Source organism: Roseivivax sp., assembly GCF_054552075.1.
On sequence record NZ_JBTOLZ010000007.1, the window covers coordinates 128,635 to 154,745 of the forward strand.

Consider the following 26,111-nt stretch of genomic DNA (forward strand, 5'->3'; position numbering starts at 1 on the left):
CCGCCGCCGGGGCATCGCAACTGACCCAGAAGACGCATGAAGGGGCGCCCCATGCTCGACGCCGCGAAGACCGACGAGGCCCTCCTCGAGGTGAACAACATCGAGGTGATCTACAATCACGTCATCCTCGTTCTGAAGGGCGTGTCGCTGAAGGTGCCCAAGGGCGGCATCACCGCGCTGCTCGGCGGCAATGGCGCCGGCAAGACCACGACGCTCAAGGCGATCTCCAACCTTCTGCATTCCGAACGCGGCGAGGTCACCAAGGGCTCGATCCTCTACCAGGGCGAGCGGGTGCAGCATCTCGACCCCGCGGCGCTGGTGAAGCGCGGGGTGATCCAGGTGATGGAGGGCCGGCACTGCTTCGGCCATCTCACCGTCGAGGAAAACCTCCTGACCGGCGCCTATACCCGCCGCGACGGCAAGGCCGCCGTCGAGGCCGACCTCGAGATGGTCTATTCCTATTTCCCCCGCCTGAAGGAGCGCCGCCGCAGCCAGGCCGGCTATACCTCGGGCGGCGAGCAGCAGATGTGCGCCATCGGCCGGGCGCTGATGTCCCGGCCCGAGACGATCCTGCTCGACGAGCCCTCGATGGGTCTCGCGCCGCAGCTCGTGGAGCAGATCTTCGAGATCGTGAAGGCGGTGAACGAAGGCGAGGGGGTGTCCTTCCTCCTGGCCGAGCAGAACACCAATGTCGCGCTGCGCTTCGCCCATACCGGCTACATCCTTGAATCCGGCCGCGTGGTCATGGAAGGCACCGCCGAGGGCCTGCGCGAGAACCCCGACGTGAAGGAGTTCTACCTCGGCATGTCCGACGAGGGCCGCCGTTCCTTCCGCGACGTGCGCTCCTACCGCCGCCGCAAGCGCTGGCTCTCTTAGAGCGCGAGTGCGGTCGGAACACTCAAAAATGCGTGTTTGAGGGCAATATTTTTTCAAGCCCAGCGGAACATGGGCAATCTCCGGTCGTTATGGGTCGACGTCACAATCGTGACGCGAAACATTGGGAGAATGTCATGAAGACCACCGCATCCATCGCCGCCGTTCTCGGCCTCGCGCTTTCGACCTCCGCCGCCTTTGGCGCCGCACACGCCATGGACCCCAACGAGGTGACCTGCGCGGATTTCCTGAGCATGGACGATGAAGGCAAGATGGGCGTCGCCGAGGCCGTCGTGGCCGAGCTCGAGTCCATGGAAGACGCCGATGCCGCGATGATCGAGATCGACGGCGCCTGCCAGGAAGACGAGTCGATCTCGGTGCTGACCGCCGCAACCGCGGGCGCGAACGAGTAATCATTTCCCGTCGCACCGATGGTTTCCGCCGGCCGCGCTGTTTGCGCGGCCGGTTTTGGTTTGGGGGTGGTGTGGCCGGGTTTGCGTTACACAAGGCCCGGAGCGCCTGAACTCCTCCGGGTTTGGCCAAATTCCTTCCTCGCGGATTATGCCCCACCCCCCTCTCAACCAGCCCAACAGAGGGCGCGCACCGGACCGGGGGCCGGCGCTGCCTAACTCTGAGCGAAGCGCTTTATCCTAACAAGGTCAGGGCTAGGGCTGCTCTATGCGCTTCGCCCACAAGAGCGCCGGCCCAAGGGGCCGGTCCGGCGCGCGCCCGGCACCTTCGGTGCTGTTCGGGCGCAGGGAGCGCGAGCTTTGACGTTCGGCGGATATTCAGGCCGAGAGGAACGCGGCACCTGTCTAGATGCTTCACCCCACGGCCCCGGTTCAAACGTGCCACTTCCTGCCCACCGCAAAGGCGCACCAACCCAGCCCACCGCGCAGGCCTGCCAACCAGCCAACCCCCCGGCCTGCCGCCCCTTCCCACCTCGCCCCTTCCTCGGCGCGAAACCGCCCGCGCGGCCTGTTGCGGCCCTTGTTATCTGATAGCCTCACCCTCGACATGGCATGACCGGACGCGCGTCGTCAGGTCCTAGGAGGAGGAATGCCCGCGATGACCGAACCCGACCAGCTCGAGAGCCGCAGCCCGGCCGACCGCGACGCCGCCCTGGCCGAGGCGCTGCCGCATCAGATCGCCCGCGCCCAGGCGCTCGAGGGCTTCGCCGCCCTGCGCGACTTCGAGGCGCAGGAGATCACCTCGCGCGCGGCGCTGGCGCGGCTCCCGGTCCTGCGCAAGTCCGACCTTGCCGCGGCCCAGGGCGCGACCCCGCCCTTCGGCGGGCTGGCCGGGCCGCTCGGCACCTTCACCCATGTCTTCCAGAGCCCCGGCCCGATCTACGAGCCCGGCAAGATCGAGGACGACTGGTTCCGCCTCGGCCGCTTCCTGCGCGCCGCGGGCTTCCATGGCGGCGACGTGGTGCAGAACTGCTTCGGCTATCACCTGACGCCCGCGGGCATGATGTTCGAAAGCGGCGCCCGGGCCGTGGGCGCCACAGTGCTGCCCGCGGGCACCGGCCAGACCGAGCTGCAGGCCCGCGCCGCCGCCGACATCGGCACCACGGCTTACGCGGGCACGCCGGACTACCTGAAGGTCATCCTCGAAAAGGCCGATGAGATGGGCCTGGAGCTCGCCTTCAGCAAGGCCGCGGTCTCGGGCGGGGCGCTCTTCCCGAGCCTGCGCGAGTATTACGCCGAGCGCGGGATCGACTGCCTGCAGTGCTACGCCACCGCCGACCTGGGCCTCATCGCCTACGAGAGCGAGGCCAAGGAAGGCATGATCGTCGACGAGGACGTGATCGTCGAGATCGTCACCCCCGGCACCGGCGACCCGGTCGCCGAAGGCGAGGTCGGCGAGGTGGTGGTGACCACGCTGAACCACGACTACCCGCTGGTGCGCTTCGCCACCGGCGATCTCTCGGCGGTGCTGCCGGGGCAAAGCCCCTGCGGCCGCACCAACATGCGCATCAAGGGCTGGATGGGCCGCGCCGACCAGACCACCAAGATCAAGGGCATGTTCGTGCGCCCCGAGCAGGTCGCCGAACTGGTCGCCCGCCACGCCGAGATCGACCGCGCCCGCGTTGTCGCGGGCCGCGAGAACGACGCCGACACGATGCTTGTCCGCGTGGAAACCAGCGCCTCGGATGCCGCGCCCTTCGAGGCCAGCGTCGCCGAGGTGCTGAAGCTCAAGGGCCGGGTCGAGATCGTCGCCCCGGGCGAGCTGCCGCGCGACGGGCTCGTGATCGAGGATACCCGAAGTTACGACTGACAAAGGAGACGCCATGTCCCGCTTCGCCCTGACGCTTGCCGCCTGCCTCTGGTCCTCGACCGCCCTGGCCGAGAACGCGGCGCTTCTGATCGAGAACGCCGCGCCCTCGGTGCTCGACCGCATCCGCGGCGCCGATGGTGTCGCGGGGGCCGTCGAGCCGCTGCGCGAGGCGGGGGTCGACGTGCTGGCCCTGCGCGGCGCCAGCGGGGCGGAGCTGCGCGAGGGGCTCGGGCGCTTCCTCGGCACGCTCGATGCCGAGACCGAGGGCGTCGCCATGGTGCTCTCGGGGCGCTTCGTCTCGACCACGCGCGAGACCTACCTCCTGCCGCCGGAGGTCGAGGCCGAGACCGCGGCCGAGGTCTTCGCCGAGGGGCTGCCGCTCTCGCCGCTGCTCGCGGTGCTCGCCGATTTCCCCGGCCGGGCGGTCCTGATGCTGGCCGAGGGCGGGCCCGAGACGCTGGAGGCGCGCTTTCTCGACGATGGCGCGGGGGCGATCGACCTGCCGCAGGGGGTGACGCTGATCCGGGGCGCGCCGGATGTGATCGCCGCGCTGGCCCGCCGCGACCTGCCGCGCCCGGGCCGTGCGCTGGTGGCCCGCGCCCGCGAGGAAAGCCTCGCCGTCGAGGGCTACGCGCCGCGCGGCTTCTCCTTCCTGACCGAGGTGACGGTGCCCGCGCCGAACCCCGAGCCAGAGCCGGAGCCCGCGCCGGAACCCGAATCCGAGCGCGAAACCGACGCCGAGGCCGAGGCGCGGCTCTGGGCCGACGCCCGCCGCCGCGACACCCGCGACGCCTATGCGCTCTATCTCGCGGCCTTCCCCGAGGGGCCGAACGCCGTCCGCGCCGAGGCCCGCATCGAGGAGATCGACGGCGAGCCCCTGCGCGAGGCGCGGCTGACCGAGGAGGCGCTGGAGCTCAATCGCGACGAACGCGCCGAGATCCAGCGCAACCTGGCGCTGCTCGACTACGACACCCGGGGCATCGACGGCATCTTCGGCCCCGGCACCCGCGGCGCCATCGAGGCCTGGCAGGAGCGCGAGGGCTACGAGGTCACGAGCTATCTCACCGCCCGCCAGGTGGAGCGGCTCGACACCCAGGCCGAGGCCCGCGCCGAGGAGCTGGAACGCGAGGCCGCCGCCCGTGAGGAAGAGCGCGCCCGCGAGGACCGCGCCTATTGGCGCGAGACCGGGGCCTCGGGCGCCGAGGCGGACCTGCGCGCCTATCTCGACCGCTACCCCGACGGCGATTACGCCGATGTCGCCGAGGAGGAGCTGTCCCGCATCGAGGAGGCCGCCCGCGCCGATGCGGCCCGCGAGGACCGCGCCGCCTGGGATCGCGCGCGCCAGGTGGGCACCGCCCAGGCCTACCGCGAATACCTGCTGGAGTTCCCCGACGGGGCCTTCGCGGGCGAGGCGCAGCGCCGCCTGGTCGAGGATGACCGCGACGCCGGGGAGCGCGCCGCCGAGGCCCAGGCCCAGGCGCAGGAGGCGGCGCTGAACCTCTCGCCCATGGCGCGGCGGCTGGCCGAGGCGAAGCTGGGGTCGCTGGACCTCGGGCCCGGTCGGGTCGACGGCAATTTCGACGCCGACACCCGCCGCGCGATCCGCCGCTACCAGAACGCCCGCGGGCTGCAGGTGACGGGCTACCTGGACCAGCCGACGGTGGTGCGGCTCCTGGCGGATTCGATCCTGCCGCGGTGAGGGGCGGCGCCGGGAGGCGCCGTCACTTAGCGGAGCGGCTGGGTGCGTCGGGTGTGTAGCTCGGCGCATTGGGGCCCGACGACCACCCGGCCCGTGGCCTGTCGCGACAGAGGGCGCGCGACGGACCGGGGGCCGGCGCTGCCGAGGGTCGAGCGAAGCGCTTTATCCCGACAAGGTCAGGACTAGGGGATAGCTGAGCACGCCACTCAAAGGAGCGCCGGCCCATCGGGCCGGTCCGGCGCGCGCCCGGAATCTTCGATGCTATTCGGGCGCAAGTGGGGGCGTGAGTCGTGGGAAGTGTGGCGGTGGCAGTTGCTGCTCCCGCGGCTCGTGCCAACAACCAACGCCCTCAAAATCCCACCACCGCCAAAAGAAAAAGCCGCGCCCGGCGGGGCACGGCTTTCTCAACTCGCAAGATCCGGTCGGATCAGCCCTGGCGGGCCTTGAAACGACGCTGGGTCTTGTTGATCACGTAGACTCGGCCCTTCCGGCGCACAACGCGGCAGTCGCGATGGCGGGACTTGAGCGAGCGAAGCGAATTCCGAACCTTCATCGGTCTTCTCCTCTTGTCGCGGCGCCAGGCGCGCCTTGGGGTTGCGTTGCACCCCTGGCACCTGCGCCGGGGGCGGTAAATTCCATGGTGGGCGGTACTGGGTTCGAACCAGTGACCCCTACGATGTCAACGTAGTGCTCTACCGCTGAGCTAACCGCCCTTACCGACCCCGCGCCATCGGAAACGTGCCCCTTAAACGAAAGGGGCGCGGATGGCCCCGCGCCGGTGGACGGGTCTTTAAAAGGAGTCGGAGCGGAGATCAAGGGCTTTTGGACCTAGAAAAATTCGGTCTATCTTAAGCCTGACCGCGAGGAGCAGAGATGCCGAAATCGGCCTTCCAGTTATACCGCCCCGAGGCGCTGACATCCTGCGTGGTCTTTGCCTCGCCGCATTCGGCGCGCGACTATCCCTGGTCCTTCCTGCGCCATACCGTGCTGGACGAACACGCCATCCGCTCCTCCGAGGACGCCTATGTCGACCGGCTCTTCGACGGGGCGCCCGATTACGGCGCGCCCTTCCTCAAGGCCGGGGCGCCGCGCGCCTTCGTCGATCTCAACCGCGCGCCAGACGAGCTTGACCCCGCGCTGATCGAAGGGGTGCGGCGGATCGGCCACAACCCACGGGTCGCCTCGGGGCTCGGCGTGGTGCCGCGCGTGGTGGCCAATGGCCGCGCGATCTACCGCGGCAAGCTGCCCATGGCCGAGGCCGACCGCCGCATCGCGGGTTACTGGCGGCCCTATCACGCCCAGCTCCAGGCCCTGCTCGACGAGGCGCAGGCGGGCTTCGGCGCGGCGATTCTCGTCGATTGCCACTCCATGCCGCACGAGGCCGCCGACGGGGCGGCGCGCTCGAGCGGGGTGCGTCCCGAGATCGTGATCGGCGACCGCTTCGGCGCCTCGGCCGATGGCGACATCGTCGACCGGATCGAGGCGGCCTTTTCCCACGCGGGCCTGGTCGTGGCCCGAAACACGCCCTTCGCCGGGGCCTATAGCACCCAGCACTACGGCCGGCCCGCGCGCGGCCAGCACGCGGTGCAGATCGAGATCGACCGCGCCGTCTACATGGACGAACGCGCGATCCGACCGAGCGCGAATTTCCACGCCTTCCGCAAGCTCCTGCGCGGGGTCATCGCCGAGATCGCGACGATTCGCGCCGAGGAGGCCCCGGGGCTCGCCGCCGAGTGATCAGAACAGCGCGTCGAGCGCGGCCTCGAGGGGGGCGTCCTCGGTCAGCTCCAACCGCACCGGCAGGGTCAGCACCTTCATTCGGAAGTCCTGCGGCAGCCGCACGGCGTCCTTCTCGGTGGTGACGAGCTGCGCGCCCTGGGCGCGGGCCTCGGCCTCGAGCCGGGCCATGAGCGCGGGCGTCAGCGGCTGGTGATCCTCGAGCGCCTCGGCGCGCAAAAGATCGACACCGAGGCCGCGCAGGGTGCGGAAGAATTTCTCCGGGTAGCCGATGCCGGCGAAGGCCAGCGCCGGCAGACCTTCCCAGGGCATGCCGGTTTTGAGCGGCGCCAGCGCGCCCCGGAGCCGCGGCAGAGGGGCGCTCTGCCCCCAGGTCGCGTCGAAGCCCGCCTGCGCCTCGGGCCCGCCGATGGTGAGCAGGAGGTCCGCCCGGGCCAGCCCCGTCTCGACAGGCTCGCGCAGCGGCCCCGCGGGCAGGCAGCGCCCGTTGCCGAAGCCCTGCGCCGCATCGGCCACCACGATCGAGAGGTCTTTTTCCAGCGCGGGGTTCTGGAAGCCGTCATCCAGAAGGATCACCCCGGCGCCCTCAGCGACCGCGGCCCTGGCGCCCTCCGCGCGGTCGCGCGCCACCCAGACCGGCCCGAAGGCCGCCAGCAGGAGCGGCTCGTCGCCCACCTCGCGGGCGCTGTGGCGGGCCGGATCGACGCGCAGGGGCCCGGCCTCGCTGCCGCCATACCCGCGCGAGACCACATGCGGGGTCACGCCCCGGCTGGTCAGCCGCTGGATCAGCTCCATGACCGTCGGCGTCTTGCCGGTGCCCCCGGCGCTGAGGTTGCCGACGCAGATCACCGGCACCGGCAGGCGCAGCCCGGGCAGCGCGACGCGGCGCGCCGTGGCCCAGGCGGTCAGCGCCCCGAGCGGCGCCAGCGCGCGGGCCCGGAGGCCCGGGGTGGCGGGCGGGTTGTCCCAGAAAAGGGGCGCGCGCATCAGGGCTCTCCTTCCTCGGGCGGGCGGTCGTCGAGAAGCTCGGCGATGCGGGCGACGATCCGGTCCTCGGTCTTGGCGCCCGAGGTGACCACGTCCCAGCCCGCATGGGCCATGGCGGCGGCGCGGTCCGGGGCGATCAGATGCGAGACCGCCGAGGCCAGCGAATGCGCGTCGCGCACGATTCGCGCGGCGCCCGCCTCGACCAGCCGAGAATAGGTGCCGAGGTGGCGCCCGACGTTTGGCCCGTAAAGGATCGCCGAGCCCAGAGCCGCGGCCTCGAGCGGGTCGGTGCCGCCGTGGCGCGGCGCCAGCGAGCCGCCGAGGAAGGCCAGGGGCGCGACCCGATACCAGAGGCCCAGCTCCTCGGTGCCCTCGACCAGCAGGATCTGGGTCATGTCGTCGGGCATCTCTCCGGCCTCCCAGCGCGCGGCGCGCAGGCCCGTGGCCTCGGCGGCGGCGCGGGCGGCCTCGGCGTCCTCGGGGCGCTCGGGCACGACCACCAGGAGGAGCCGGTGGGCCAGCCGCGAGGCCGAGACATGGGCGTCGAAGATCCGCCGCATCTCGTCGGCGCGGGCCCGGGCGGCCAGCCAGACCGGGCGGCCGCCGAGGGCCGTGGCGACCTCTTCATGGCTCTCGGGCGCGCAGTCGAGCGGCGGCGGCGCGGCGCTGAGCGCGCCGCTGCGCTCGATCCGGGGGCCGGGCAGGGCAAGCCGGCGCACCCGCCGCTCGGCCTCGCGGGTGGCGCAGAAGATGTCCGAGAAGCGCGCCAGCGCGGCGGGGGCCGCATCGGGCAGCCAGCGCGGCGCGGGCGTGGTGAAAGGCGCGTCCTCGGCGTTGACGAGGATCGCCGGCAGCCGGGCGTGATGGACCGCCTCCATGAGCGCGGGCCGCAGGGCGTGGCCCGCCCAGACCATCAGGTCGGGCCGCCAATGGGTCAGGAAGGCGCGGGCCTGGGGCAGGCTGTCCTCGGGCAGGGGGGCGGTCTCCTCGCCATCCCAGGCGCCGGTCCTGAGGATGTTCAGCTCGGGCATCTGCTGGAGAAGCCGCGGCGCCAGCGCGGCCAGCGCCGGGCGGTCCTCGCGGCTGGCCGCGTGCAGCCAGAGGATCCGCCCCGGGGGCCGTGCGCCCGGGGGCGCGCCCGCACCTGTGCCCGCGCTCTCCGGGCCGCTGCCGGGGCGCGGCTCGGCGGGCCGGACCAGCGCCAGGTAGGCCGAGAGGGAGAAGGGGCGGCGGGACATGCGCGGGCCTCGGGCCTCAGCCCAGCTCCTCGGTCGGGGAGACCTCGCGCTCCTCGTCGCGGAGGCGATGCAGATGGGCGATGAAATAGCGCATATGGGCGTTGTCCACGGTGCGCTGCGCCTCGCGCTTCCAGGCGTCATAGGCGGTGGCGTAATCGGGGAAGATGCCCACGACATGGATGTCGTCGACATTGCGGAACTGGGTTTTCTGCGGATCGACGAGCTCGCCGCCGAAGACCAGGTGAAGGCGTTGCATGGGGCGTGAGGCTCCTTTGCCGAGGGGTTGGGCCGGGGTGACGCTGCGCCCGATTAGGACAGGCCCGCGTGGAAAGGCAAGGCGTGCGGGGGGATGGGGGTGGTGGAGGTTGGGTTGGCGGGGTGTGCGGGGAGGGCGGTGTGAGGAGGTGTCGTGGTAGGGTCGTAGTGGTCTGGCGGGTGGTCTTGGAGCGCCGACCCGCCCGTCTGATCTCTCGCACCACCCCAACCACCCCGCGCCCTTCTTGCGCCCGAACAGCACCGAAGGTGCCGGGCGCGCGCCGGACCGGCCCGATGGGCCGGCGCTCCTACGAGCGGCGTGCCTAGCTCACAGCGTGTCCTGACCTTGCTGCCATAAAGCGCGTAGCCCAGAGGTCAGTAGCGCCGGCCCCCGGACCGGCGCGCGCCCTCTGGTGCGCGGGGTTGAGAGGGGGAAGGGTTGGAGCGGTAAGCGATGCCGATAGGTGTCGTGGTTTCCGAAGCCGTCTGCAGCGTGCGTCGCCATTGCTGGGCTCTGGCGATGCTCCCGGGCCCGCAATTCCATCGCCCTGACATGAACAACGCCCCCCTTGCGCCCGAATAGCACCGCAGGTGCCGGGCGCGCGCCGGACCGGCCCCTTGGGCCGGCGCTCCTTGGGATGGCGTGCAAAGCTCACAGCCAGTCCTGACCTTGCTGCCATAAAGCGCGTAGCCCAAAGGTCAGCAGCGCCGGCCCCCGGACCGGCGCGCGCCCTCTGTTGGGGAGGGCTGAGAGGCGGGCGTGATCCCCGGCGCCTTCTCTCCGGGAGGGGGCGAGCTGCGGGGGATAGCGGCGCCGCCTTTTCGGGAGGAGGTGTGCAAAGCGGTTCGACGGCAGCCACCCCCCACCACCCCTCACCCCGCCGGCATCCCCAGCGCGGCCATGGTGCCCTGCCAGAGCGGCGGCGGCGCGGCGACGATCCCGGGCAGGAGCGCGTCGGGGCGGTTGAACCGCAGCGACTGACCCTGTCGGTCGGAGACCTGCCCCCCGGCCTCGGCGACGATCAGCGTGCCCGCCGCCACGTCCCATTCCCAGGCGTCGCGGAAGGTCAGCATGGCGTCGAAGGAGGCATCCGCCACCAGGCAGAGCCGATAGGCCAGCGAGGGCCGATGCGCGCGGTGGAAAGGCGGCACCCCGCCGGGCCAATGCTTCGGATCGACGTTGGGCTTGGTCGCGAGCACCTGCGCGCCGGCGATCTCGGCCCGGCCCGAGGCGCGGATCGGGGCGCCGTTCAGCCGCGCCCCGCCCGCCACCTCGGCGGTATAAAGCTTGTCGCGCATCGGCAGGTAGACCACCGCCGCGGTGATCCGCCCGGCCTCGGCCACCGCCAGCGAATGCGCCCAGGTGTCCGAGCCGTCGATGAAACTGCGCGTGCCGTCGATCGGGTCGATGATGAAGGTCGCGGGCGAGGTCAGCCGCAGCGGGTCGTGCGGGCTTTCCTCGGACAGCCAGCCATAGCTCGGCCGCGCGGTGCGCAGGGTGTCCTCGAGGATCTCGTTCACCGCCAGGTCGGCGGCGGTCACCGGGCCCTGGCCGTCGGGCTTCTCCTCGGTGCCGAGCGGCCCGCCGATGAAGGTCGTGGCGACCTCGGCCGCGGCCTGGGCGGCGCGGGTGAGCAGCGCAAGATCACTCTCCGGCAAGGGTCAGCCCTTCGACCAGGAGCGAGGGCACCACCCGGCTGAGCCAGGGGCGCGCGTCATTGGCGGGGCGCAAGCTGCGCAGCATCTCGGGCAGGCTGCCGGCCACGGTCACGCCCGAGACCGGGTAGACGACCTCGCCGTTCTCGACCCAGAGGCCCGAGGCGCCGCGGGAATAATCCCCGGTGTTGGGATTGATCGTCGCGCCGATCATCGAGGTGACGATCAGCCCGGTGCCCATCTCGGCGATCAGATCCGCGCGCGAGGACGCGCCCTGGGTCAGCGCCACGTTCCAGGCGGCCGGCCCGGGCCCCGAGGCGACCGACCGCGCGGCATTGGCGGTGGGCTCCAGCTCGAGCTTGCGCGCGCAGGCCAGGTCCAGCGTGTAACTTTGCAGCACGCCCCCTTCGACAACGGCGCGGCGGCGGGTCGGCAGCCCTTCGGCGTCGAAGCGCCGCGAGCCCATGGCGCGGGGGCGGTGCGGATCCTCGATCAGCGACAGATCGCGCGGCAGCACCTCGCGCCCCAGCGCGTCGCGCAGCCAGGAGGCCCCGCGCGACACCGCCTGGCCCGAGGTCGCCTGCAAGAGGTGCCCGATCAGCGAGGCGGCGATGCGCTCGTCGAAGAGCACCGGGTAGGCGCCGGTCTTCGGGCGGCGCGGGTTCATGCGTTCGACGGTGCGCTCCCCGGCGCGGCGGCCGATCTCCTCGGGGCTGCGCAGGTCGGACTGGAAGACCCGCGAATCGCCGTCGTAGTCGCGTTCCATGCCGGTGCCTTCGCCGGCGATGGCGACGCAGGAGGTCGACCGCTGGCTGCGCGCGTAACCGCCCGAGAACCCGTTCGAGGCCGCCAGGTGCACCCGGGTCGCCCCGTAGCCCGCCGAGGCGGCGTCGATCCGGGTCACGCCCTCGACGGCCAAGGCCGCGGCCTCGGCGCGGCGGGCGTCCTCTTCCAGCGCGGCGGGATCGGGTTCGGCGGCGGGATCGCAGAGCTCCAGCGCCGAGACGTCGAGGTCCCGCGCGAGCTGATCGGGATCGGCCAGGCCGATGTAAGGGTCCTCGGGCGCCTCGCGGGCCATGGCGACGGCGCGGTCGGCCATCTCGGCCAAGGTCTCGGGGCGGGTGTCCGAGGCCGAGACCGTCGCCGAGCGCCGGCCCAGAAGCACCCGGAGGCCGATCTCCACCGCCTCGGAGCGTTCGGCCTGTTCCAGCGCACCGCCGCGCACATCGGCGCTGATCGAGGTGCCATCCACCGCCATGGCATCGGCGCTTTCCGCGCCGGCTTTGCGGGCGGCGTCGATCAGCGCCTCGGTCAGGCGGGACAGGTCATGCGGCATGGGCTCTCCTCGGGGTCGCAACCTGGCCAGAGACCTAGGCCGGGGCGGGGGGAAGCGCAAGTTCGGGGCCCCTCAGGGGGTCTTGGGCACCACCACGCCCAGGATCGGGCCCATCGGCCGGCCGATGTCGGCGCGGTTCAGCGCCGGGGCGTAGAGCCGCGAGATATTGCCGTCGAGAAACAGCGCCTGGTCGATGCCGAGCCCGTCGCGGTAGAGCCGCCCGAACTCGTGGAAGGTGACCGGCCGCTTGGAGATCGCGAAGATCACCTCGCGCCCGTCGGCGCTGCTGCCGACGCCGTTGCGGATGTAGCGGCTGTCGCTGTCGGGCAGGAAGCGGGGGTGCAGCTCGCCGTCGATCACCAGCATCGGGCCGGACTGGGTGGCGAAGCGGCATTCGGGCGCCTCGGCCTCATAGCGCGAGGTCTCGATGACCTCGGCGCGGTCCTCGCGGATGCAGAAGACGCCGTTCGGCAGCAGCCCGAAGTTGCCCGGCCCCTCGGAGGTGATGAGCCGCTGCAGCTCCTCGCCCTCTTCGATGTAATGGCCAACCGGGGCGCGGTCGGGGTGATACATGCCGCCGTTCATCGCGAAGGCCAGCCGCCCCTCCTCGGCGCCAAGCGCCTGGTCGAGCCGGCCGAACTGGGCGTAGGGCTTGCCGTCCTCGGCATAGAGAAAAAGCCGCAGGTCCTGCGCCGCGGCATCGACCCGGCAGAGCGTGTAGGGCGTGTTCTCGAAGACGAACTCGCGGCAGTCGACGGCCTCTTCGGCCGCCGCCGGAAGGGCGCCGAAGATCAGCGGGAACAGAAGGCCGGGCCAGCGCATCGCGTCAGTCGTCCAGGTCGCGGCGCACGTCGTCCTGGTTGAAGAGCCGCCGGGTCTCGTCGAGCTTGTCGAAGGTCTCGTCGAGCCGGAAGCGCAGCTCGGGCGCGAACTTCAGCTTCACGTTCTTGGCCACCAGCTTGCGCAGCTCTCCGGCGTTGCGCGCCAGCAGCTTGACCAGCGTGTCCTGCCCGCGTCCGCCGAGCGGCACGACATAGGCGGTGGCGACCTTGAGGTCGGGAGAGACCCGCACCTCGCCCACGGTGATCGACATGCCCGCCAGATCGGGGTCGTGCAGATCGCCGCGCATCAGCACGTCCGAGAGCGCGCGGCGCACAAGTTCGCCCACGCGCAGCTGGCGCTGGCTGGGTCCGGGTCCATCGTTGAAGCGGTTCTTGGCCATGAGGCGCAGATACGCCTTCGTCCCGGCTTTGCCAAGCCGCCCGGCGCGCGGTAAAGGGGCGGCAGAGCGAAGGAGAGGCAGCAGTCATGAGCGAGACAACCCGCGTTGTGGTCACCGGCGTGTCGGGCCGGATGGGGCAGATGCTGGTCCGGGCCCTGGCCGAGGCCGAGGGGCTCGAGCTGTCGGGCGCGGTCGAGCGCAGCGGTCACGACTGGGTCGGGCGCGACCTGGGCGCCGCCATGGGCGGGGCCGACATCGGCCTTCTGGTCACCGACGACGCCGAGGCCGCCTTTGCCGAGGCCCATGCGGTGATCGACTTCACCGCGCCCGCGGCCACCATCGCCTTCGGCCGGCTCGCCGCGGCGCGGGGCATGGTGCATGTGATCGGCACCACCGGCTTTTCCGACGAGGAGCTGGACGAGCTCGCCACCGCCTCCGAAGGCGCGGTGCAGGTGCGCGCGGGCAACATGTCGCTCGGGGTGAACCTGCTGACCCTGCTGACCCGCAAGGTCGCCGAGGCGCTCGACGCGGACTTCGACATCGAGGTCGTCGAGGCCCACCACAGCCGCAAGGTCGACGCGCCCTCGGGCACGGCGCTGATGCTGGGCGAGGCCGCCGCCGAGGGGCGCGGCGTGGCGCTGGGCGACGTGGCCGACCGGGGCCGCGACGGCATCACCGGCGCCCGAAAGCGCGGCGACATCGGCTTCACGGCGATTCGCGGCGGCGACATCGTGGGCGAGCACGACGTGGTCTTCGCGGGCCCGGGCGAGCGCATCGTCCTGCGCCATGTCGCCTCGGACCGGGCGCTCTTCGCGCGCGGCGCGCTCAAGGCGGCGCGCTGGGGCGTCGGGCAGGCGCCGGGCTTCTACGACATGATCGACGTGCTGGGGCTGAAGTAGGGGCCTGCGGGCTGGCTCCGGGGCAGAGGCCCCGGGTCGGTCACAACCTTGTCATAGCCCGCCATGAGCGCAAAAAAATGAAACCGATCCGCCTCGGTCCGCGTAGTTCCCGCAAGACCGAGGAGATCCGACATGCGCTTTTCCCTGATCCCGAGCTTGATCCTGGCCCTGATGCTGCCCGCTGCCGCGGCCGCCGAACGGGTCGACACCCGGGCCGAGTTCCTCTCGGCCGTGGAGGGCAAGCGGCTGGTGCGTCCGCTGGTCAACCTGCAGGTCCTGTCGAACGGCGGCATCGCCGGCAATGGCGCGGCCTGGGACGTGACCGGCAACTGGACCTGGCAGGACGGCTTCTTCTGCCGCGACTTGAACTGGGGCGGTGACGACCTGGGCTACAACTGCCAGCTGGTCGAGCTGGACGCCAACCGCATCACCTTCACCGCCGACCGCGGCGCGGGCCGGTCGGAAGGATTTACGCTGAAGTGAGCTTTACGGGGGGCCGTGGGGCGCCGGTTTGGACTGAGGCCCGGGCCTCTCGCACTGAGTTGAGAGCCGCGTTAGGCGCGTTGAGACGCGATTGAGCCCTTCGGTTCACCTGGTTCTAGGTAAGTATTGCTGACAGGCCGCGCGCCCGCGCCGTGACGGCTGAGCGCACGTAGCCACCACCGACTCCTTCAGAAGTCGATCGCCAGTCCCTTCTTCTCCCAGTCGCCGTAGCGCACGGGCTCCAGCCCCTTGCGGCCGCCCAGTTCCACCGGCCGGGGGTTGGCGGCCTCGGCCTCCTCGGCCTTGCGGCGGCGCTCTTCGGCCTCGGCAAGCGCCCGGCGGGCGGGTTCGGGCAGATCGGCATTGTCGTCGCGCATCGGCGGTTCCTCCGGTCGTCTGCCCCTGATATATCGCCGCGACGCAGAGGAACAAGGCAGGCAAGATGGATCAGGCACGGCGCGCGGGCGTGGATCTTCTGGACGGGGTGTTGGGCGAAGGCCGGCTGATGAGCGAGCTTCTGGCCGCGCCGGCGCTGCGCCGGCTCGCGCCCGAGGACCGCGCGGCGGCCCAGCGGCTGGCGACCGAGACGCTGCGGCATCTCGACCGGGCGGACCGGCTCCTGCAGCCGCATCTGCGCAAGGCGCCGCCCCTGCGGGTGCGCAATATCCTGCGGCAAGGCGCGGTGGAGCTGGCGCTGGGCGGCGCGGCGCATGGCGTCGTCTCTTCCGCCGCCGACATCGCCGATGGCCACAAGCGCACCCGCGCGATGAAGGGGCTCGTGAACGCCGTCCTGCGCAAGGTGGCGGGCGCGGCGCCAGGGGCCTGGGATGAACTGCCGGTCTCGCGGCTGCCCGACTGGCTGCGCGGCCCGCTGCTCGAGGCCTGGGGCCGCGAGGCGGTGCGCAGTTTCGAGGCCGCCCATGCCGCGGGCGCGCCGCTCGACCTGACGCCGAAGGACCCCGCCAAGGCTGCGTCGCTGGCCGAGGCGCTGGTCGCCGAACCTCTGCCCACCGGCTCGCTGCGGCTCACGGCACGCGGGCAGGTCTCGACGCTGCCGGGGTTCGAGGCGGGCGACTGGTGGGTGCAGGACGCCGCCGCGGCGCTGCCCGCGCGGCTCCTGGGTGAGCTGGCGGGTCAGACGGTCCTCGACATGTGCGCCGCCCCGGGCGGCAAGACGCTGCAGCTGGCGGCCGCGGGGGCAAAGGTCACGGCGCTTGATCTCTCCGAGGCGCGGCTGGCGCGGGTCTCGGAGAACCTGGAGCGGGTCGGGCTCTCGGCCGAGGTCGTGACCGGCGACGCGCTGACCCATGAGGGCAGCTATGACGCCGTGCTTCTCGATGCGCCCTGTTCGGCGACCGGCACCATCCGCCGCCACCCGGACCTGCCCTATGCCAAGGACGGCGCGGGGATCTCCGAGCTGATCGCCCTGCAGGCCGCGATGATCGACCGCGCGCTGACGCTCCTGAAGCCCGGCGGGCGGCTGATGTTCTGCACCTGCTCGCTGATCCCCGACGAAGGCGAGGTGCAGGTCGAGGAGGCGCTGGAGCGTCATCCCGGCCTGACGGTCGTGCCGCTCGAGGCGGCCTGGATCGCCGAGGATTGGCGCAGCCCCGAGGGCGGCCTGCGGCTGCGCCCGGATCTCTGGCCCGAGTGGGGCGGGATGGACGGCTTCTACATGGCCCTTCTGACCAAGCCGTAAGCGGCGCGCGGTCCCTAGCGGTTCCGCGGCGGGCGGGCCTTGTAGGTCGGCAGCCGCCAGCCCCGCGCCAGCGTGCCCGCGCGCAGGGTGAAGGTCACCGCGGCGCAGGCCAGCGCCGCCAGCCCGTCACCAAGCCCCAGCCAGGCGCCGAGCAGCGTCGCCAGAGAGCCCGCCAGGGCGCAGGTCACGTAAAGCTCGCCCTGGCTCAGCACCACCGGCACGTCATTGGCCACCACGTCGCGCATCAGCCCGCCCAGGCAGCCCGTCGCCATGCCCATGACCACCACGATCGGTGCCGGCTGCCCGGCCTCGAGCGCGATGCCCGAGCCCGCCGCCGCCGCGACCGAGAGCGCCGCCGCGTCGAGCCAGCGCAGCGTCGCCAGCCGGTTCTCGAGCCGATGCGCGGTCACGAAGACCACCAGCGCCGCCAGGCTCGCCACCGCGAGGTAGAAGGGATCGGCGATCCAGAACACCGGGTTCCGGTCCAGAAGCAGGTCGCGCACCGTGCCGCCGCCCAGCCCGGTCAGCGCGCCGAGGAAGACGAAGCCTACCACGTCGAGCTGCGCGCGGCTCGCCGTCAGCGCGCCGGTGGCCGCGAAGACCAGCACGGCGGCATAGTCGAGCAGCGTGAAGAGGGTCATTTGCCGCGCGGCTTGAAGGGCGCCATGCCGTCCCGCGCGAGCTGGTCGGCGCGTTCGTTCTCGGGGTGGCCGGCATGGCCCTTCACCCATTCCCAGGTGACCTGGTGGCGGCCCTGCGCGGCGTCGAGCCGCTGCCAGAGCTCGGCGTTTTTCACCGGCTTCTTCGAGGCGGTCTTCCAGCCGTTGCGCTTCCAGCCGTGGATCCAGCCGGTGACGCCGTTCTTCACGTAGGCGCTGTCGGTGACCACGGTGATCTTCGAGGGCCGCGCGAGGCTTTCCAGCGCGTTGATCGCGGCCAGCAGCTCCATCCGGTTGTTGGTGGTCGCGGCCTCGCCGCCCGAGAGCTCGCGCTCCTTCACGACGCTTTCGCCCTCCTTCGCCTGGAGCAGCGCGCCCCAGCCGCCGGGGCCGGGATTTCCGGAGCAGGCTCCGTCGGTGAAGGCAAAAAGATCGGCCATGGCGCGCGGTGTCGCCTGCGCGTGGTCCGCCGTCAAGTGGGCGCGGGGCCGCGACGAAAGGCACCGGCGCGAAACCCCGCGGCGCAGGAACGTGGGCCGGGGGCAGGCGTTTTGCCCCGGAACGGCGGGCACGCCCCCCATGCAAGCTCAATAGACCCGAAGGAGACCTGTCATGCCCAAGATTTCCGACGCGAAGATCCTGCTGATTGCCACCCATGGTTTCGAGCAATCCGAGCTGGAGGTGCCGCGCGACCGCCTGCGCGAGCATGGCGCGGTGCTGCATGTGGCCAGCCTCGACGGCAAGGAGATCAAGGGCTGGGACGGCGACGACTGGGGCCGCACCGTGCCGGTCGACACCGGGCTGAACGCGGTGGACGCAAGCGATTACGACGCGCTGGTGCTGCCCGGCGGGCAGATCAACCCCGACCTCCTGCGCGTCGACGAGCGGGTGATCGAGACCGTGCGCGCCTTCCACCAGTCCGGCAAGACCATCGCCGCGATCTGCCATGCCCCCTGGGTGCTGATCGAGGCGGGTATCCTCAAGGACCGCAAGGCGACCTCGTATCCGTCGGTGAAGACCGACGTGGTGAACGCCGGCGCGCACTGGGTCGATGAGACCGCGGTGGCCGACCAGGGCATCGTGACCAGCCGCAACCCCGGCGACCTCGAGGCCTTCGTGGCCAAGATCGTCGAGGAGGTCGAGGAAGGCACCCACAGCCGCCGCGCGGCCTGAAAGCCCTTGGCGCCGGGGCAGGGCAACTGACCCCGCCCCGGCGCCTCTGATCACTCTACCGTCACGCTGATATGGTCGGAGGCCACGATCGGATCATGCGGGCGGTGATTGGCATCTCCCAAGATAAGCTGCAGCGTGTGGGTGCCGGGCTCCAGGTCCAGCGTCACCTGCGTCTGCCCGCCGCCGAAATGGCGGTGGTTGTCGTCCGAGGGCAGCCCGTTGCCCATGGCCTCCTCGTCGCCCTCGGCCTCGCCGAAGGGCGCACGGTTGATCAGCACGTGGTGGTGGCCGGTGGCCTCGCGCTCGGTGCCGGCGGGGGCGACACCCATGCCTTCGAGCCCGAAGCGCAGGGTCAGGGGGCTGCTCACGCTGGCGCCGTCCTCAAGCCCGATGAAATAGACCCGCGCCGCATCCGGGGCGGGCGTGGCCTCCTGCGCGATGGCCGGGGCGGCAAGCGTCCCAAGCGCGAGACAGGCGGCGAAAGTGGTCCGTGCAAACATAGCGAATCCTCCCGATTTCAGTGCCCTGGGCACCACTTGGACTGTAGCGCGAATGCCCCTCTGTCGACAGCTTCGCCTGTTTCCAAGTCTCAAACAGAGCCTTCAAATACCTTCCAATTGTCTGCCCCACGCCGCGATTGTGCCCAACTTCGCCGCGATACCTTGGCCAAGACAAAAGTTGCGAAGATGCGAAGGAGCGCTCCATGGATCGGCTCACCGAAATGGAAGCATTCGCCACCGTGGTGGATCAGGGCGGGTTCACGGATGCCGCCAAGAAGATGGGGATTTCCAAGTCCGCCGTCTCCAAGCATGTCTCCTCGCTCGAGGCGCGGCTCGGCGCGCGGCTCCTGAACCGCACCACGCGGCGGGTCAGCCCGACCGAGATCGGCCTGGCCTATTACGACCGCGCCCGCCGGGTGCTGAACGACGCCGGAGAGGCCGACGCGCTGGTGACCTCCATGCAGTCGGCGCCCTCGGGGCTGCTGCGGATCTCGGTGGCGACGGACTTCGGGGTGAATCACCTCTCGCCGATCCTCGGCCGGTTCCTGGCGGAATTTCCCGACATCACCGTGAACATGGTGCTGAACAACCGCTACGTGGAGCTGATCTCGGAGGGCTTCGACATGGCGGTGCGGATCGGGGAGCTCGAGGATTCGACGCTGCGCGCCCGCAAGCTTGCCGAATGCACCAAGCGGATGATCGCCGCGCCCTCCTATTTCGAGAAGTTCGGCCGCCCGGATCGCATCGACGATCTGAACGAGCACAAGCTTCTGCATTACTCCAACCAGTCCTCGGGCAATGTCTGGAAGGTCACCGCGCCTTCGGGCGAGAAGCGCCAGGTGCGCACCGCGGGCTGGCTTTCGGTCAACGACGGGCAGTCGCTTCTGAACGCCTGCATCGCGGGCCTCGGCATCGCCTATCTGCCGTCCTTCCTTTACTCCGATGCCATGGCCAGCGGCCTGGTCGAGGATGCGATCCCCGATCTGCCGCAGGAGACCCAGGGCATCTACGCCGTCTATCCGCCGGGCCGGTTCACCCAGCCCAAGGTCCGGGCCTTCATCGACTTCCTCGTGCATGAGTTCGCCGAGAAGGGTCCGACCGACTGGTAGTCTTGTCCCGAAGCCTGTTCCAAGGCCGACTGGCCCCGGTTGCCCTGTGGCACCGGGGCGTTTTTATGCCCGCGCCGTCCGGCGCACCGGCCAGACCTCGAGCACCCCGGCCAGGAGCACCAGCCCGCCGCCCGCGAGTTCCAGCGGCGCCGGCACCTCGCCCGCGAGCCAGGCCGCCGAGGCGGTGCCGACCAGCACCTCGATCATCAGGAGGATCCCGACCCTGGGCGGATCGAGCCGCACCGTCGCCCACATCAGCGCGGTCATGCAGAGCGCCCACCAAATGGCGCCCGCCGCGACCGCCCAGCCGAAGGCGGGCAGGGCTTCGGTGAGGCTCTCGAGCGCCGGCGGCGCGGCGAGAAGCGGCGCCAAGGCCGCCGCGGCGAGGACCGCCCCGCAGGAGAAGACGAAGGAGGCCTCGATCGGCGGCACCGCCGGGCGCACCCGCATGCCGACCGTCGCCACGGCCCAGAGAAGACCCGAGAGGAGCGCCATCCATTCGCCCAAGCCCCGGGGCAGCGGCAGGTCGCCCTCGGCCCCGAGCATCAGCGCCAGCCCCGCGAGCCCCGCCGCGATGGCCGCGAGCCGGAGCCCCGGCGTCGGCCAGCCCATGACCAGCCGCCCGATCAGCGTCGACCAGACCGGGGTGAGGAAGAACAGCAGGATGATCACCGCGACCCGCCCGTAGATCAGTCCAACGGAATAAAGCACGAAGCTGCTTCCGCCGAGCGCCACGAAGGCCAGCGCCGCCCGGTCCGCCCGCGCCAGCACGCCGCGCCGCCGCAGCGCCTGCGGCAGAAGGCAGAGCGCCGAGATCGCCACGATCGCCAGCGTGCCCCAGGCGCCGGCGAGCCCGGCCTCCTCCAGGCGCCGCACCGGCACCCAGTAGAACCCCCAGAAGGCCCCCGCCGCGACCACGTAGAAGGTGGCGCGCGAGATCGGATTGCTGAAAACCATGGCTGCCCGCTCCTGCCCGAGATGACGCTCCCCGCCCGATAGCGCGCGGGGGCGGGGAGGGCAATCTGGGGGGGTGGGGAGAGGGGGTGTGAGATGCGTGGGTGGTTGGGGGGGCGGTATGGGTGTGAGAGGTGGGGGGCGGTGGCTTGTGTATTGTTTGGCGGTTGTGCAGGTTTTGGAGCCTTGAGGCGGCGGAAGGCCGATGATGCCCGGGAAGACAGACCTCGGGCCGGAGAGAATAGCCTCGCAGCCCTTTGTCGCAGAACCTTACATCTAGGAACGAGGGCGCGCGCCGGACCGGGGGCCGGCGCTGCCTAACTCCGAGCTGCGCACTTTATCTCAACAAGGTCAGGGCTAGCGACAAGCTAAGCACGCCACCCTAAGGAGCGCCGGCCCAAGGGGCCGGTCCGGCGCGCGCCCGGCACCTTCGGTGCTATTCGGGCGCAAGTAGGGGATGGGGGCTAGGTGGTGGTTAGCTGTTCGTTGCGGGGCTTTTCGGAGCTGTAGATGGCGGTCCCAGAACGGAGACGCCGGTCAAATCATGGAATGTGGGGAGCGAAGCCCAGGAGACCAGTGCGCCGCGCGCTCACCCTCGCCTGGCTTACGAACCACTCTCTTTAGCCTCGCCAAGCCTCAATTCGGCCGGCAGCGCGCGCCTTCGAGCCTAAGGCGGCATTCGACGCAGAGGAGCGGCAGCGCCACGCGCGAGGCGGCGAGGGTCAGGGGCAGGATCGCATCCGGGCGGACCAGGAAGATCGCCTCTTCCAGCGCCGCCTCGCGGTCGGCCTCGAGCGCGCGGAGGACGAAGCGGCAGAGCCCGTCCTCGTCGGGCGTCAGCGCCGGGGTCTCGGGCTCGGCCATCTCCGGCAGCGCCCAGGCGGCGCGTTTCAGGATCGCCTGCAGGGTCTTGAAGGCCGACAGGCAGGCCCGTGCGCGGCCGGCACCCAGCTCGTGACTGAGCTCGGACCAGAGCAGCGTCTGGGCCTCGGGCCCGAGCGGCCAGAGCCGGAACATCGCCAGGAGCCGCGCCTCGGGCGGGCGCAAGTCGGTGATGCTGCGGGTCGCGGGCGCATCCAGGAGGGAAGCTAAGGGCATGGCGGATCCTCTTCTGAGGATATTCCTGATGGAAATGATAAGGTAAGTCAATCGCGGGATGTGGCGGGGCGGCGGTGGGGCGCTTTTGCTCAGTGCAGGGGATGAAAACTTGGGCAGGGGGTGCAGCCCCGCGGGCGCGCCCGTCGTGTCGGCGCTTGCATCGCGTTTTGCCGAAGCCGCCGCGTATAGCCGAAGAGACAGTCGTGCGCGTGGCTCGCCGGTTTCCGCTCCACCACATTGCGTGGGGCCGCCCGCAGCGCCCCACAAACGCCCCCCTTAAATTCAACCTTCGCAACCTAGCGCAGGCGCCTCACCCCGGCACGCCGCCCCGCGCGGGGTGGCGGAGAACCGCCCAGCCGCCGCGCCCGGCTGCGCGGCGCGGCGCCCAGACCCACGCCTTCGGCACTGCGGCCTTGCGCCGCCCCGCGCGGGCCAACAGGCATTTGCCCACAGAGCAGGAAAAGGAGCTTTGACATGCGACTGACATCCACCGCCCTCGCCGCGACGCTGACCCTGGCCGCGGGCGCCGCCCAGGCCCAGGGCATGGCCTTCGCCGACCTCGACATCGACGGCAACGGCACCGTCAGCGCCAGCGAGTTCGCCGAGGGCTTCGGCGCCGACCGCGCGGCGGCCTTCGCGCAATACGACCTCGACGGCGACGGCCAGATGACCCGTGCCGAAGCCCGCGCCGCTGCCCAGGCCCGGCTCGAGGCCGAGACCGACGCCGGCGTGAACGGCGATGTCCTCGGCGCCGCGGAAGCCGCGCTCGACGACGACGAAGACGACATGGAAGCGGATGACGACGCGGACGAGGGCTTCGACGACGACGATGCGGACGACGACGACGCGGATGACGATGACGGCGACGATGACGGGGGTGACGACGACGGCGCCGATGATGACGACGGTGACGACGGCGACGACGACTGATCCGCGCAAGTGATCCGGGAGGCGCCGCCCTCTCCCCGGCGCCCCCGACGCCCCGCCAGCCCGGCGGGGCGTTTTTTGTTTGCGGTTATTCGAGCGTGGCAGCGACGGGAGTGTCGGACATGATTGTTTGTCCGGGCCGCCTGCGGCGTCCCGGACCGGGGTAGGGGGCTCTGCCCCCTCTGCGGGCGTGCCGCCCGCATTCACCCCCGAGGTATTTGGACAAGCTGAAGCTGGTGGGTGGCGCTTGGTGGTGGGGGGTGCGCCCGGGGTGGTTGAGGTGGACGCGGTGTTGCGCAGGTAGGAGGGCGCCTTGGGCGTGCCGGGGCTTTGAGGTGCCGTTGGGACGTGGCCGCGCGCAGCGCGTCGCCCGGCGCTTCAGTCCTCGGCGCGGAGGAGAGCGGCGAGGCCTTCTCGGTAGGTGGGGTAGCGCATCTCGAGGTCCAGCACCTCTTTCACCTTGGCGTTGGAGGTGCGCTTGTTGTCGGCGTAGAAGCTGCGCGCCATGGGGCTCATCTCGGCCTCCTCGAAGGGCACCTCGGGCGGCACCGGCAGGCCCAGGAGCTCGGCGGCATGGGCGATCACGTCCTGCGGCGGCGCGGGCTCGTCGTCGCAGAGGTTGAAGGCCTCGCCGGGGGTGGGCGCGGCGATCGAAGCCTCGAGCACCCGGGCGATGTCCTCGACATGGATGCGAGAGAAGACCTGGCCGGGTTTCACCACCCGCTGGGCGCGGCCGGCCTTGACCTTGGCGAAGGGGCCGCGGCCGGGGCCGTAGATGCCCGCGAGGCGGAAGATATGCAGCGGCAGGCCGGGGATCGCGGCCCAGGCGGCCTCGGCCTCGACCCGAGCGCGGCCGCGCCGGCTGTGGGCCTTGAGCGGCGCGCTCTCGTCGATCCAGGCGCCGCCGGCGTCGCCGTAGACCCCGGTGGTCGAGAGATAGCCGGCCCAGCGCAGCTTCGGCGCGCGGGCGGCGATGGCGTCGCGGGCGAGCGCCAGCGCCGGGTCGCCGTCCTCACTCGGGGCGGCGGACATCAGGAGGTGATCGGCCTCGGCCAGCGCCTCGGTCACCGCCTCATGGGTGAAGAGGATCGGCTCGCTGCCGGTCTCGGCCAGGGCCGAGAGCTTCTCGGGGTCGCGGCTGGTGCCGATCACCCGCCAGCCAAGCGGCAGGAGACGGGTCGCGAGCGCGCGGGCGGAATAGCCGTGGCCGAGGGAAAGGAGCGTGCCGGTCATGCCGGGGAAACTGGCGCGGCCCGCGGGCTTTGGCAAGCCATGCGCGGGCTGCCGCCGACGGCGGATCCCCGCGCTCGCGCGAATCAGGCCGGGAGAGGCAGGATCCGCGCCGGAGCAACAATCCGGACCTCGATCCATGACCCGACCCCTGCTGGCCGTCCTGATCTGCCTGAGCCTGGCCGCCTGCGCGGCCCCCAGCGACGAGACCGTCGCGCGTTTCGCCGCCGAGGGCGCCGAGACCGGCTACAACCCGCCCCTGCACCCCAACGAGACCGAGGAGCTGCGGCGGCTCATCAACCGCTACGCCGACCGCTACGAGGTGCCGCGCGCGCTGGTCCACCGGGTGGTGATCCGCGAGAGCACGCATCGCCCCTGGGCGCGCAACGGGCCCTATTACGGGCTGATGCAGATCCTGCCCGCGACGGCGCGCAGCATGGGCTTCCAGGGGCAGGCCACGGACCTGCTCGATGCCGAGACCAACCTGCGCTACTCGGTGAAATACCTGCGCGGGGCCTGGCTCCTGTCGGACGGCAGCTTCGACACGGCGGTGAAATGGTACTCCCGGGGGTATTATTACGAGGCCAAGCGGCAGGGGATGCTGGTGGAAACCGGGCTGCGGCCGGGGTGAGTTGGCCGGGCCGCTAGCGGGCGCGTTGCGCGGGCCGCGGGCCCGGCGCGGGCCGGCGCTGTTTGGCGGCCTCGACGGCGCGGACCGTTCGGCTTTGGCCTTCCGCAAGCCCTCAAGTTGCCACCGAAGCAACGGGTGCCAAGACCCCCGCTTAGCGCCCCTCCCGCGCCATCAGCCTCGGCAGCTCACCGGTCAGCCCGGCGGCCTCGCGCATGGCGGCGCGGCGCAGGCCGGGGGTGGCGTTGACCGCCCGCATGCCCAGGTCGCGCAGCGCCCGGAGCCCCGCGCTGTCGTTCGAGAACAGCCGGTTGAAGAGATCGGTCGCCAGCCCCAGCGAGGCAGTGTCGAAGCGCCGCCAGCGGGCGTAACGGTCAAGCACCGGCGCCGCGCCGGGGTCCTCGCCCCGGGCGCGGGCCTCTTCCAGCACATGGGCCAGCGCGCCGACGTCGCGCAGCCCCGCGTTCAGCCCCTGGCCCGCTAGCGGATGCACGCCATGGGCAGCATCGCCCACCAGCGCCAGCCGCGGCGCGGTCAGCGCCTGTGCGAGCGAGAGCCCCAGCGGATAGGTGAAGCGCGCCCCGGCCAGCGAGACCGCGCCGAGGAAATCGCCGAAGCGCGGGCGCAAGACTGTCAGGTAGTCGGCCTCGGGCAGGGCATTGATGCGCTCGGCCAAGCCGCGCCGCTCGCTCCAGACGATCGAACTGCGGTTGCCGGTCAGCGGCAGGATCGCCAGCGGCCCCGAGGGCAGGAAGAGCTGATGCGCGACACCCTGGTGCGGGCGCTCGTGCTCGATGGCGCAGACCAGCGCGGTCTGCGGATAGTCCCAGCCGGTGCGGGAGATCCCGGCGCGGGAGGCGGTGCCGCTCGTCCGTCCATCGGCGCCGACCGCGAGCCGGGCGGTGAGCGTTTCGCCACCCTCCAGCTCCAGCACCTGGGCGGCCGCTTCAGCGCGCTGGCCGGTGACGCGGGTGCCGCGGCGGTGGCTGATGCCCGGGTGCTCGGCCAGACGGTCCAGGAGCACGCGGCGCAGGTGCCGGTCCTCGACCATGTAGCCCATCGGCCCCTCTTCGAGCTCGGCGCCCTCGAAATGAAGCCCCAGCGCCACGCGGGCCTCGCCGACGCGGCCGTCGGTGACCTTGATCTCGCGCATCGGCTGGGCGCTCTCGGCCAGCTCGGACCAGAGCCCGAGGTTCGCCAGGAGCCGCTTCGAGGCCTGGGCCAGCGCGTAGGAGCGGCCGTCGAAATCCGCCGCGCGATGAGTCGCTTCGGGGGCGGCATCCAGCAGGCAGACCGAGAAGCCGGCCTCTGCCAGCGCCAGCGCCAGGGTGCCCCCGGCCAGGCCGCCGCCGATGATGGCTATGTCGCAATCGGGTGTCATGCCGCGAAATATGCCCCGGGGCGCGGCATTGTCCATGCGCCCTCACGCCGCTAGCGTCGCGGCCGGACCACAGGGCAGGGAGGACACG

General features: G+C 71.4%; 28 protein-coding genes and 1 tRNA gene. 12 read left to right on the plus strand and 17 right to left on the minus strand.

The window, feature by feature from the left end; all coding sequences use genetic code 11:
- Positions 1-51 precede the first annotated feature (51 nt).
- The 4 genes from ACX938_RS07915 (at position 52) to ACX938_RS07930 (ending at position 4,852) form a co-directional block, all read left to right on the plus strand.
- On the plus strand, positions 52-876 hold the full coding sequence (locus ACX938_RS07915; RefSeq protein WP_232754248.1) for an ABC transporter ATP-binding protein: 825 nt from the start codon (positions 52-54) through the stop codon (positions 874-876).
- A 134-nt stretch (positions 877-1,010) separates the two neighbouring features.
- Positions 1,011-1,286 (plus strand): HdeA/HdeB family chaperone, encoded by a 276-nt coding sequence (locus ACX938_RS07920; RefSeq protein WP_232754247.1) that lies wholly within the window; start codon positions 1,011-1,013, stop codon positions 1,284-1,286.
- A 655-nt stretch (positions 1,287-1,941) separates the two neighbouring features.
- Positions 1,942-3,153, plus strand: coding sequence for a phenylacetate--CoA ligase family protein (locus ACX938_RS07925; RefSeq protein ID WP_459430647.1), 1,212 nt, complete (start codon positions 1,942-1,944; stop codon positions 3,151-3,153).
- 13 nt (positions 3,154-3,166) lie between these two features.
- Entirely contained in the window at positions 3,167-4,852 is a 1,686-nt protein-coding gene (locus ACX938_RS07930) for a peptidoglycan-binding domain-containing protein (RefSeq protein WP_459430648.1), read from the plus strand.
- 427 nt (positions 4,853-5,279) lie between these two features.
- Here ACX938_RS07930 and ykgO read toward each other — a convergent pair whose 3' ends face one another.
- On the minus strand, positions 5,280-5,405 hold the full coding sequence (ykgO, locus tag ACX938_RS07935) for a type B 50S ribosomal protein L36 (protein WP_028287243.1): 126 nt from the start codon (positions 5,403-5,405) through the stop codon (positions 5,280-5,282).
- Positions 5,406-5,490: 85 nt separating this feature from the next.
- Positions 5,491-5,565 (minus strand) — tRNA-Val (locus tag ACX938_RS07940).
- Positions 5,566-5,725: 160 nt separating this feature from the next.
- Here ACX938_RS07940 and ACX938_RS07945 point away from each other — a divergent pair.
- Positions 5,726-6,589 carry an N-formylglutamate amidohydrolase gene (locus ACX938_RS07945; RefSeq protein ID WP_232754244.1) on the plus strand — a complete coding sequence of 288 codons (864 nt, stop codon included), beginning with the start codon at positions 5,726-5,728 and terminating at the stop codon, positions 6,587-6,589.
- On the opposite strand, the gene lpxK is transcribed toward ACX938_RS07945, so the two are convergent.
- The 7 genes from lpxK to rbfA form a co-directional block, all read right to left on the minus strand.
- Entirely contained in the window at positions 6,590-7,576 is a 987-nt protein-coding gene (lpxK, locus tag ACX938_RS07950; RefSeq protein WP_459430649.1) for a tetraacyldisaccharide 4'-kinase, read from the minus strand.
- On the minus strand, positions 7,576-8,814 hold the full coding sequence (locus tag ACX938_RS07955) for a 3-deoxy-D-manno-octulosonic acid transferase (protein WP_459430650.1): 1,239 nt from the start codon (positions 8,812-8,814) through the stop codon (positions 7,576-7,578). The genes lpxK and ACX938_RS07955 overlap by 1 nt, the downstream gene beginning before the upstream one ends.
- Before the next feature lie 16 nt (positions 8,815-8,830).
- Positions 8,831-9,070, minus strand: coding sequence for a DUF4170 domain-containing protein (locus tag ACX938_RS07960; protein WP_232754241.1), 240 nt, complete (start codon positions 9,068-9,070; stop codon positions 8,831-8,833).
- An 872-nt stretch (positions 9,071-9,942) separates the two neighbouring features.
- Positions 9,943-10,728, minus strand: a complete 786-nt coding sequence (locus ACX938_RS07965; RefSeq protein WP_459430651.1) for a 3'(2'),5'-bisphosphate nucleotidase CysQ — start codon at positions 10,726-10,728, stop codon at positions 9,943-9,945.
- A complete protein-coding gene (locus ACX938_RS07970; RefSeq protein ID WP_459430652.1) occupies positions 10,715-12,061 on the minus strand; it encodes a TldD/PmbA family protein in 1,347 nt (448 codons plus the stop codon). The genes ACX938_RS07965 and ACX938_RS07970 overlap by 14 nt, the downstream gene beginning before the upstream one ends.
- A 72-nt stretch (positions 12,062-12,133) precedes the next feature.
- Complete coding sequence (locus tag ACX938_RS07975; RefSeq protein WP_459430653.1) at positions 12,134-12,883, minus strand: phosphodiester glycosidase family protein; 750 nt, start codon at positions 12,881-12,883, stop codon at positions 12,134-12,136.
- 4 nt (positions 12,884-12,887) lie between these two features.
- Positions 12,888-13,283 (minus strand): 30S ribosome-binding factor RbfA, encoded by a 396-nt coding sequence (gene rbfA / locus ACX938_RS07980; protein WP_232754237.1) that lies wholly within the window; start codon positions 13,281-13,283, stop codon positions 12,888-12,890.
- An 86-nt stretch (positions 13,284-13,369) separates the two neighbouring features.
- Between rbfA and dapB the strand changes: the two genes are divergently transcribed.
- Positions 13,370-14,182, plus strand: a complete 813-nt coding sequence (gene dapB, locus ACX938_RS07985) for a 4-hydroxy-tetrahydrodipicolinate reductase (protein WP_459430654.1) — start codon at positions 13,370-13,372, stop codon at positions 14,180-14,182.
- A gap of 132 nt (positions 14,183-14,314) precedes the next feature.
- A complete protein-coding gene (locus ACX938_RS07990) occupies positions 14,315-14,665 on the plus strand; it encodes a dihydrodipicolinate reductase (protein ID WP_232754235.1) in 351 nt (116 codons plus the stop codon).
- Between the two features lie 188 nt (positions 14,666-14,853).
- Here the strand turns inward: ACX938_RS07990 and ACX938_RS07995 are convergent, their stop codons facing one another.
- Positions 14,854-15,042 carry a DUF1674 domain-containing protein gene (locus ACX938_RS07995; protein WP_232754234.1) on the minus strand — a complete coding sequence of 63 codons (189 nt, stop codon included), beginning with the start codon at positions 15,040-15,042 and terminating at the stop codon, positions 14,854-14,856.
- Between the two features lie 65 nt (positions 15,043-15,107).
- Here ACX938_RS07995 and ACX938_RS08000 point away from each other — a divergent pair, with 65 nt between their 5' ends.
- Positions 15,108-16,364, plus strand: a complete 1,257-nt coding sequence (locus ACX938_RS08000) for an RsmB/NOP family class I SAM-dependent RNA methyltransferase (protein WP_459430655.1) — start codon at positions 15,108-15,110, stop codon at positions 16,362-16,364.
- A 14-nt stretch (positions 16,365-16,378) separates the two neighbouring features.
- Here the strand turns inward: ACX938_RS08000 and ACX938_RS08005 are convergent, their stop codons facing one another.
- On the minus strand, positions 16,379-17,005 hold the full coding sequence (locus tag ACX938_RS08005) for a trimeric intracellular cation channel family protein (RefSeq protein WP_459430656.1): 627 nt from the start codon (positions 17,003-17,005) through the stop codon (positions 16,379-16,381).
- Positions 17,002-17,463, minus strand: a complete 462-nt coding sequence (gene rnhA / locus ACX938_RS08010; RefSeq protein WP_232754231.1) for a ribonuclease HI — start codon at positions 17,461-17,463, stop codon at positions 17,002-17,004. The genes ACX938_RS08005 and rnhA overlap by 4 nt, the downstream gene beginning before the upstream one ends.
- A 172-nt stretch (positions 17,464-17,635) precedes the next feature.
- Between rnhA and ACX938_RS08015 the strand changes: the two genes are divergently transcribed.
- Positions 17,636-18,196, plus strand: a complete 561-nt coding sequence (locus ACX938_RS08015; protein ID WP_459430657.1) for a type 1 glutamine amidotransferase domain-containing protein — start codon at positions 17,636-17,638, stop codon at positions 18,194-18,196.
- Positions 18,197-18,246: 50 nt separating this feature from the next.
- Here ACX938_RS08015 and ACX938_RS08020 read toward each other — a convergent pair whose 3' ends face one another.
- Entirely contained in the window at positions 18,247-18,696 is a 450-nt protein-coding gene (locus ACX938_RS08020) for a DUF4399 domain-containing protein (RefSeq protein ID WP_459430658.1), read from the minus strand.
- Between the two features lie 203 nt (positions 18,697-18,899).
- Between ACX938_RS08020 and ACX938_RS08025 the strand changes: the two genes are divergently transcribed.
- On the plus strand, positions 18,900-19,805 hold the full coding sequence (locus tag ACX938_RS08025; protein WP_232754228.1) for a LysR family transcriptional regulator: 906 nt from the start codon (positions 18,900-18,902) through the stop codon (positions 19,803-19,805).
- A 63-nt stretch (positions 19,806-19,868) separates the two neighbouring features.
- Here ACX938_RS08025 and ACX938_RS08030 read toward each other — a convergent pair whose 3' ends face one another.
- A complete protein-coding gene (locus ACX938_RS08030) occupies positions 19,869-20,762 on the minus strand; it encodes a DMT family transporter (RefSeq protein WP_459430659.1) in 894 nt (297 codons plus the stop codon).
- Between the two features lie 633 nt (positions 20,763-21,395).
- Complete coding sequence (locus tag ACX938_RS08035) at positions 21,396-21,857, minus strand: hypothetical protein (RefSeq protein WP_459430660.1); 462 nt, start codon at positions 21,855-21,857, stop codon at positions 21,396-21,398.
- A 474-nt stretch (positions 21,858-22,331) separates the two neighbouring features.
- Here ACX938_RS08035 and ACX938_RS08040 point away from each other — a divergent pair, with 474 nt between their 5' ends.
- On the plus strand, positions 22,332-22,787 hold the full coding sequence (locus ACX938_RS08040; RefSeq protein ID WP_459430661.1) for an EF-hand domain-containing protein: 456 nt from the start codon (positions 22,332-22,334) through the stop codon (positions 22,785-22,787).
- 375 nt (positions 22,788-23,162) lie between these two features.
- Here ACX938_RS08040 and ACX938_RS08045 read toward each other — a convergent pair whose 3' ends face one another.
- A complete protein-coding gene (locus tag ACX938_RS08045; protein ID WP_459430662.1) occupies positions 23,163-24,017 on the minus strand; it encodes an SDR family oxidoreductase in 855 nt (284 codons plus the stop codon).
- A gap of 136 nt (positions 24,018-24,153) precedes the next feature.
- Here ACX938_RS08045 and ACX938_RS08050 point away from each other — a divergent pair, with 136 nt between their 5' ends.
- Entirely contained in the window at positions 24,154-24,645 is a 492-nt protein-coding gene (locus ACX938_RS08050) for a lytic transglycosylase domain-containing protein (protein ID WP_232754223.1), read from the plus strand.
- Between the two features lie 151 nt (positions 24,646-24,796).
- Here the strand turns inward: ACX938_RS08050 and ACX938_RS08055 are convergent, their stop codons facing one another.
- The gene (locus tag ACX938_RS08055) at positions 24,797-26,023 is read right to left on the minus strand and encodes a UbiH/UbiF/VisC/COQ6 family ubiquinone biosynthesis hydroxylase (RefSeq protein WP_459430663.1); all 1,227 of its coding nucleotides are present in this window, start codon (positions 26,021-26,023) and stop codon (positions 24,797-24,799) included.
- Between the last annotated feature and the right edge of the window lie 88 nt (positions 26,024-26,111).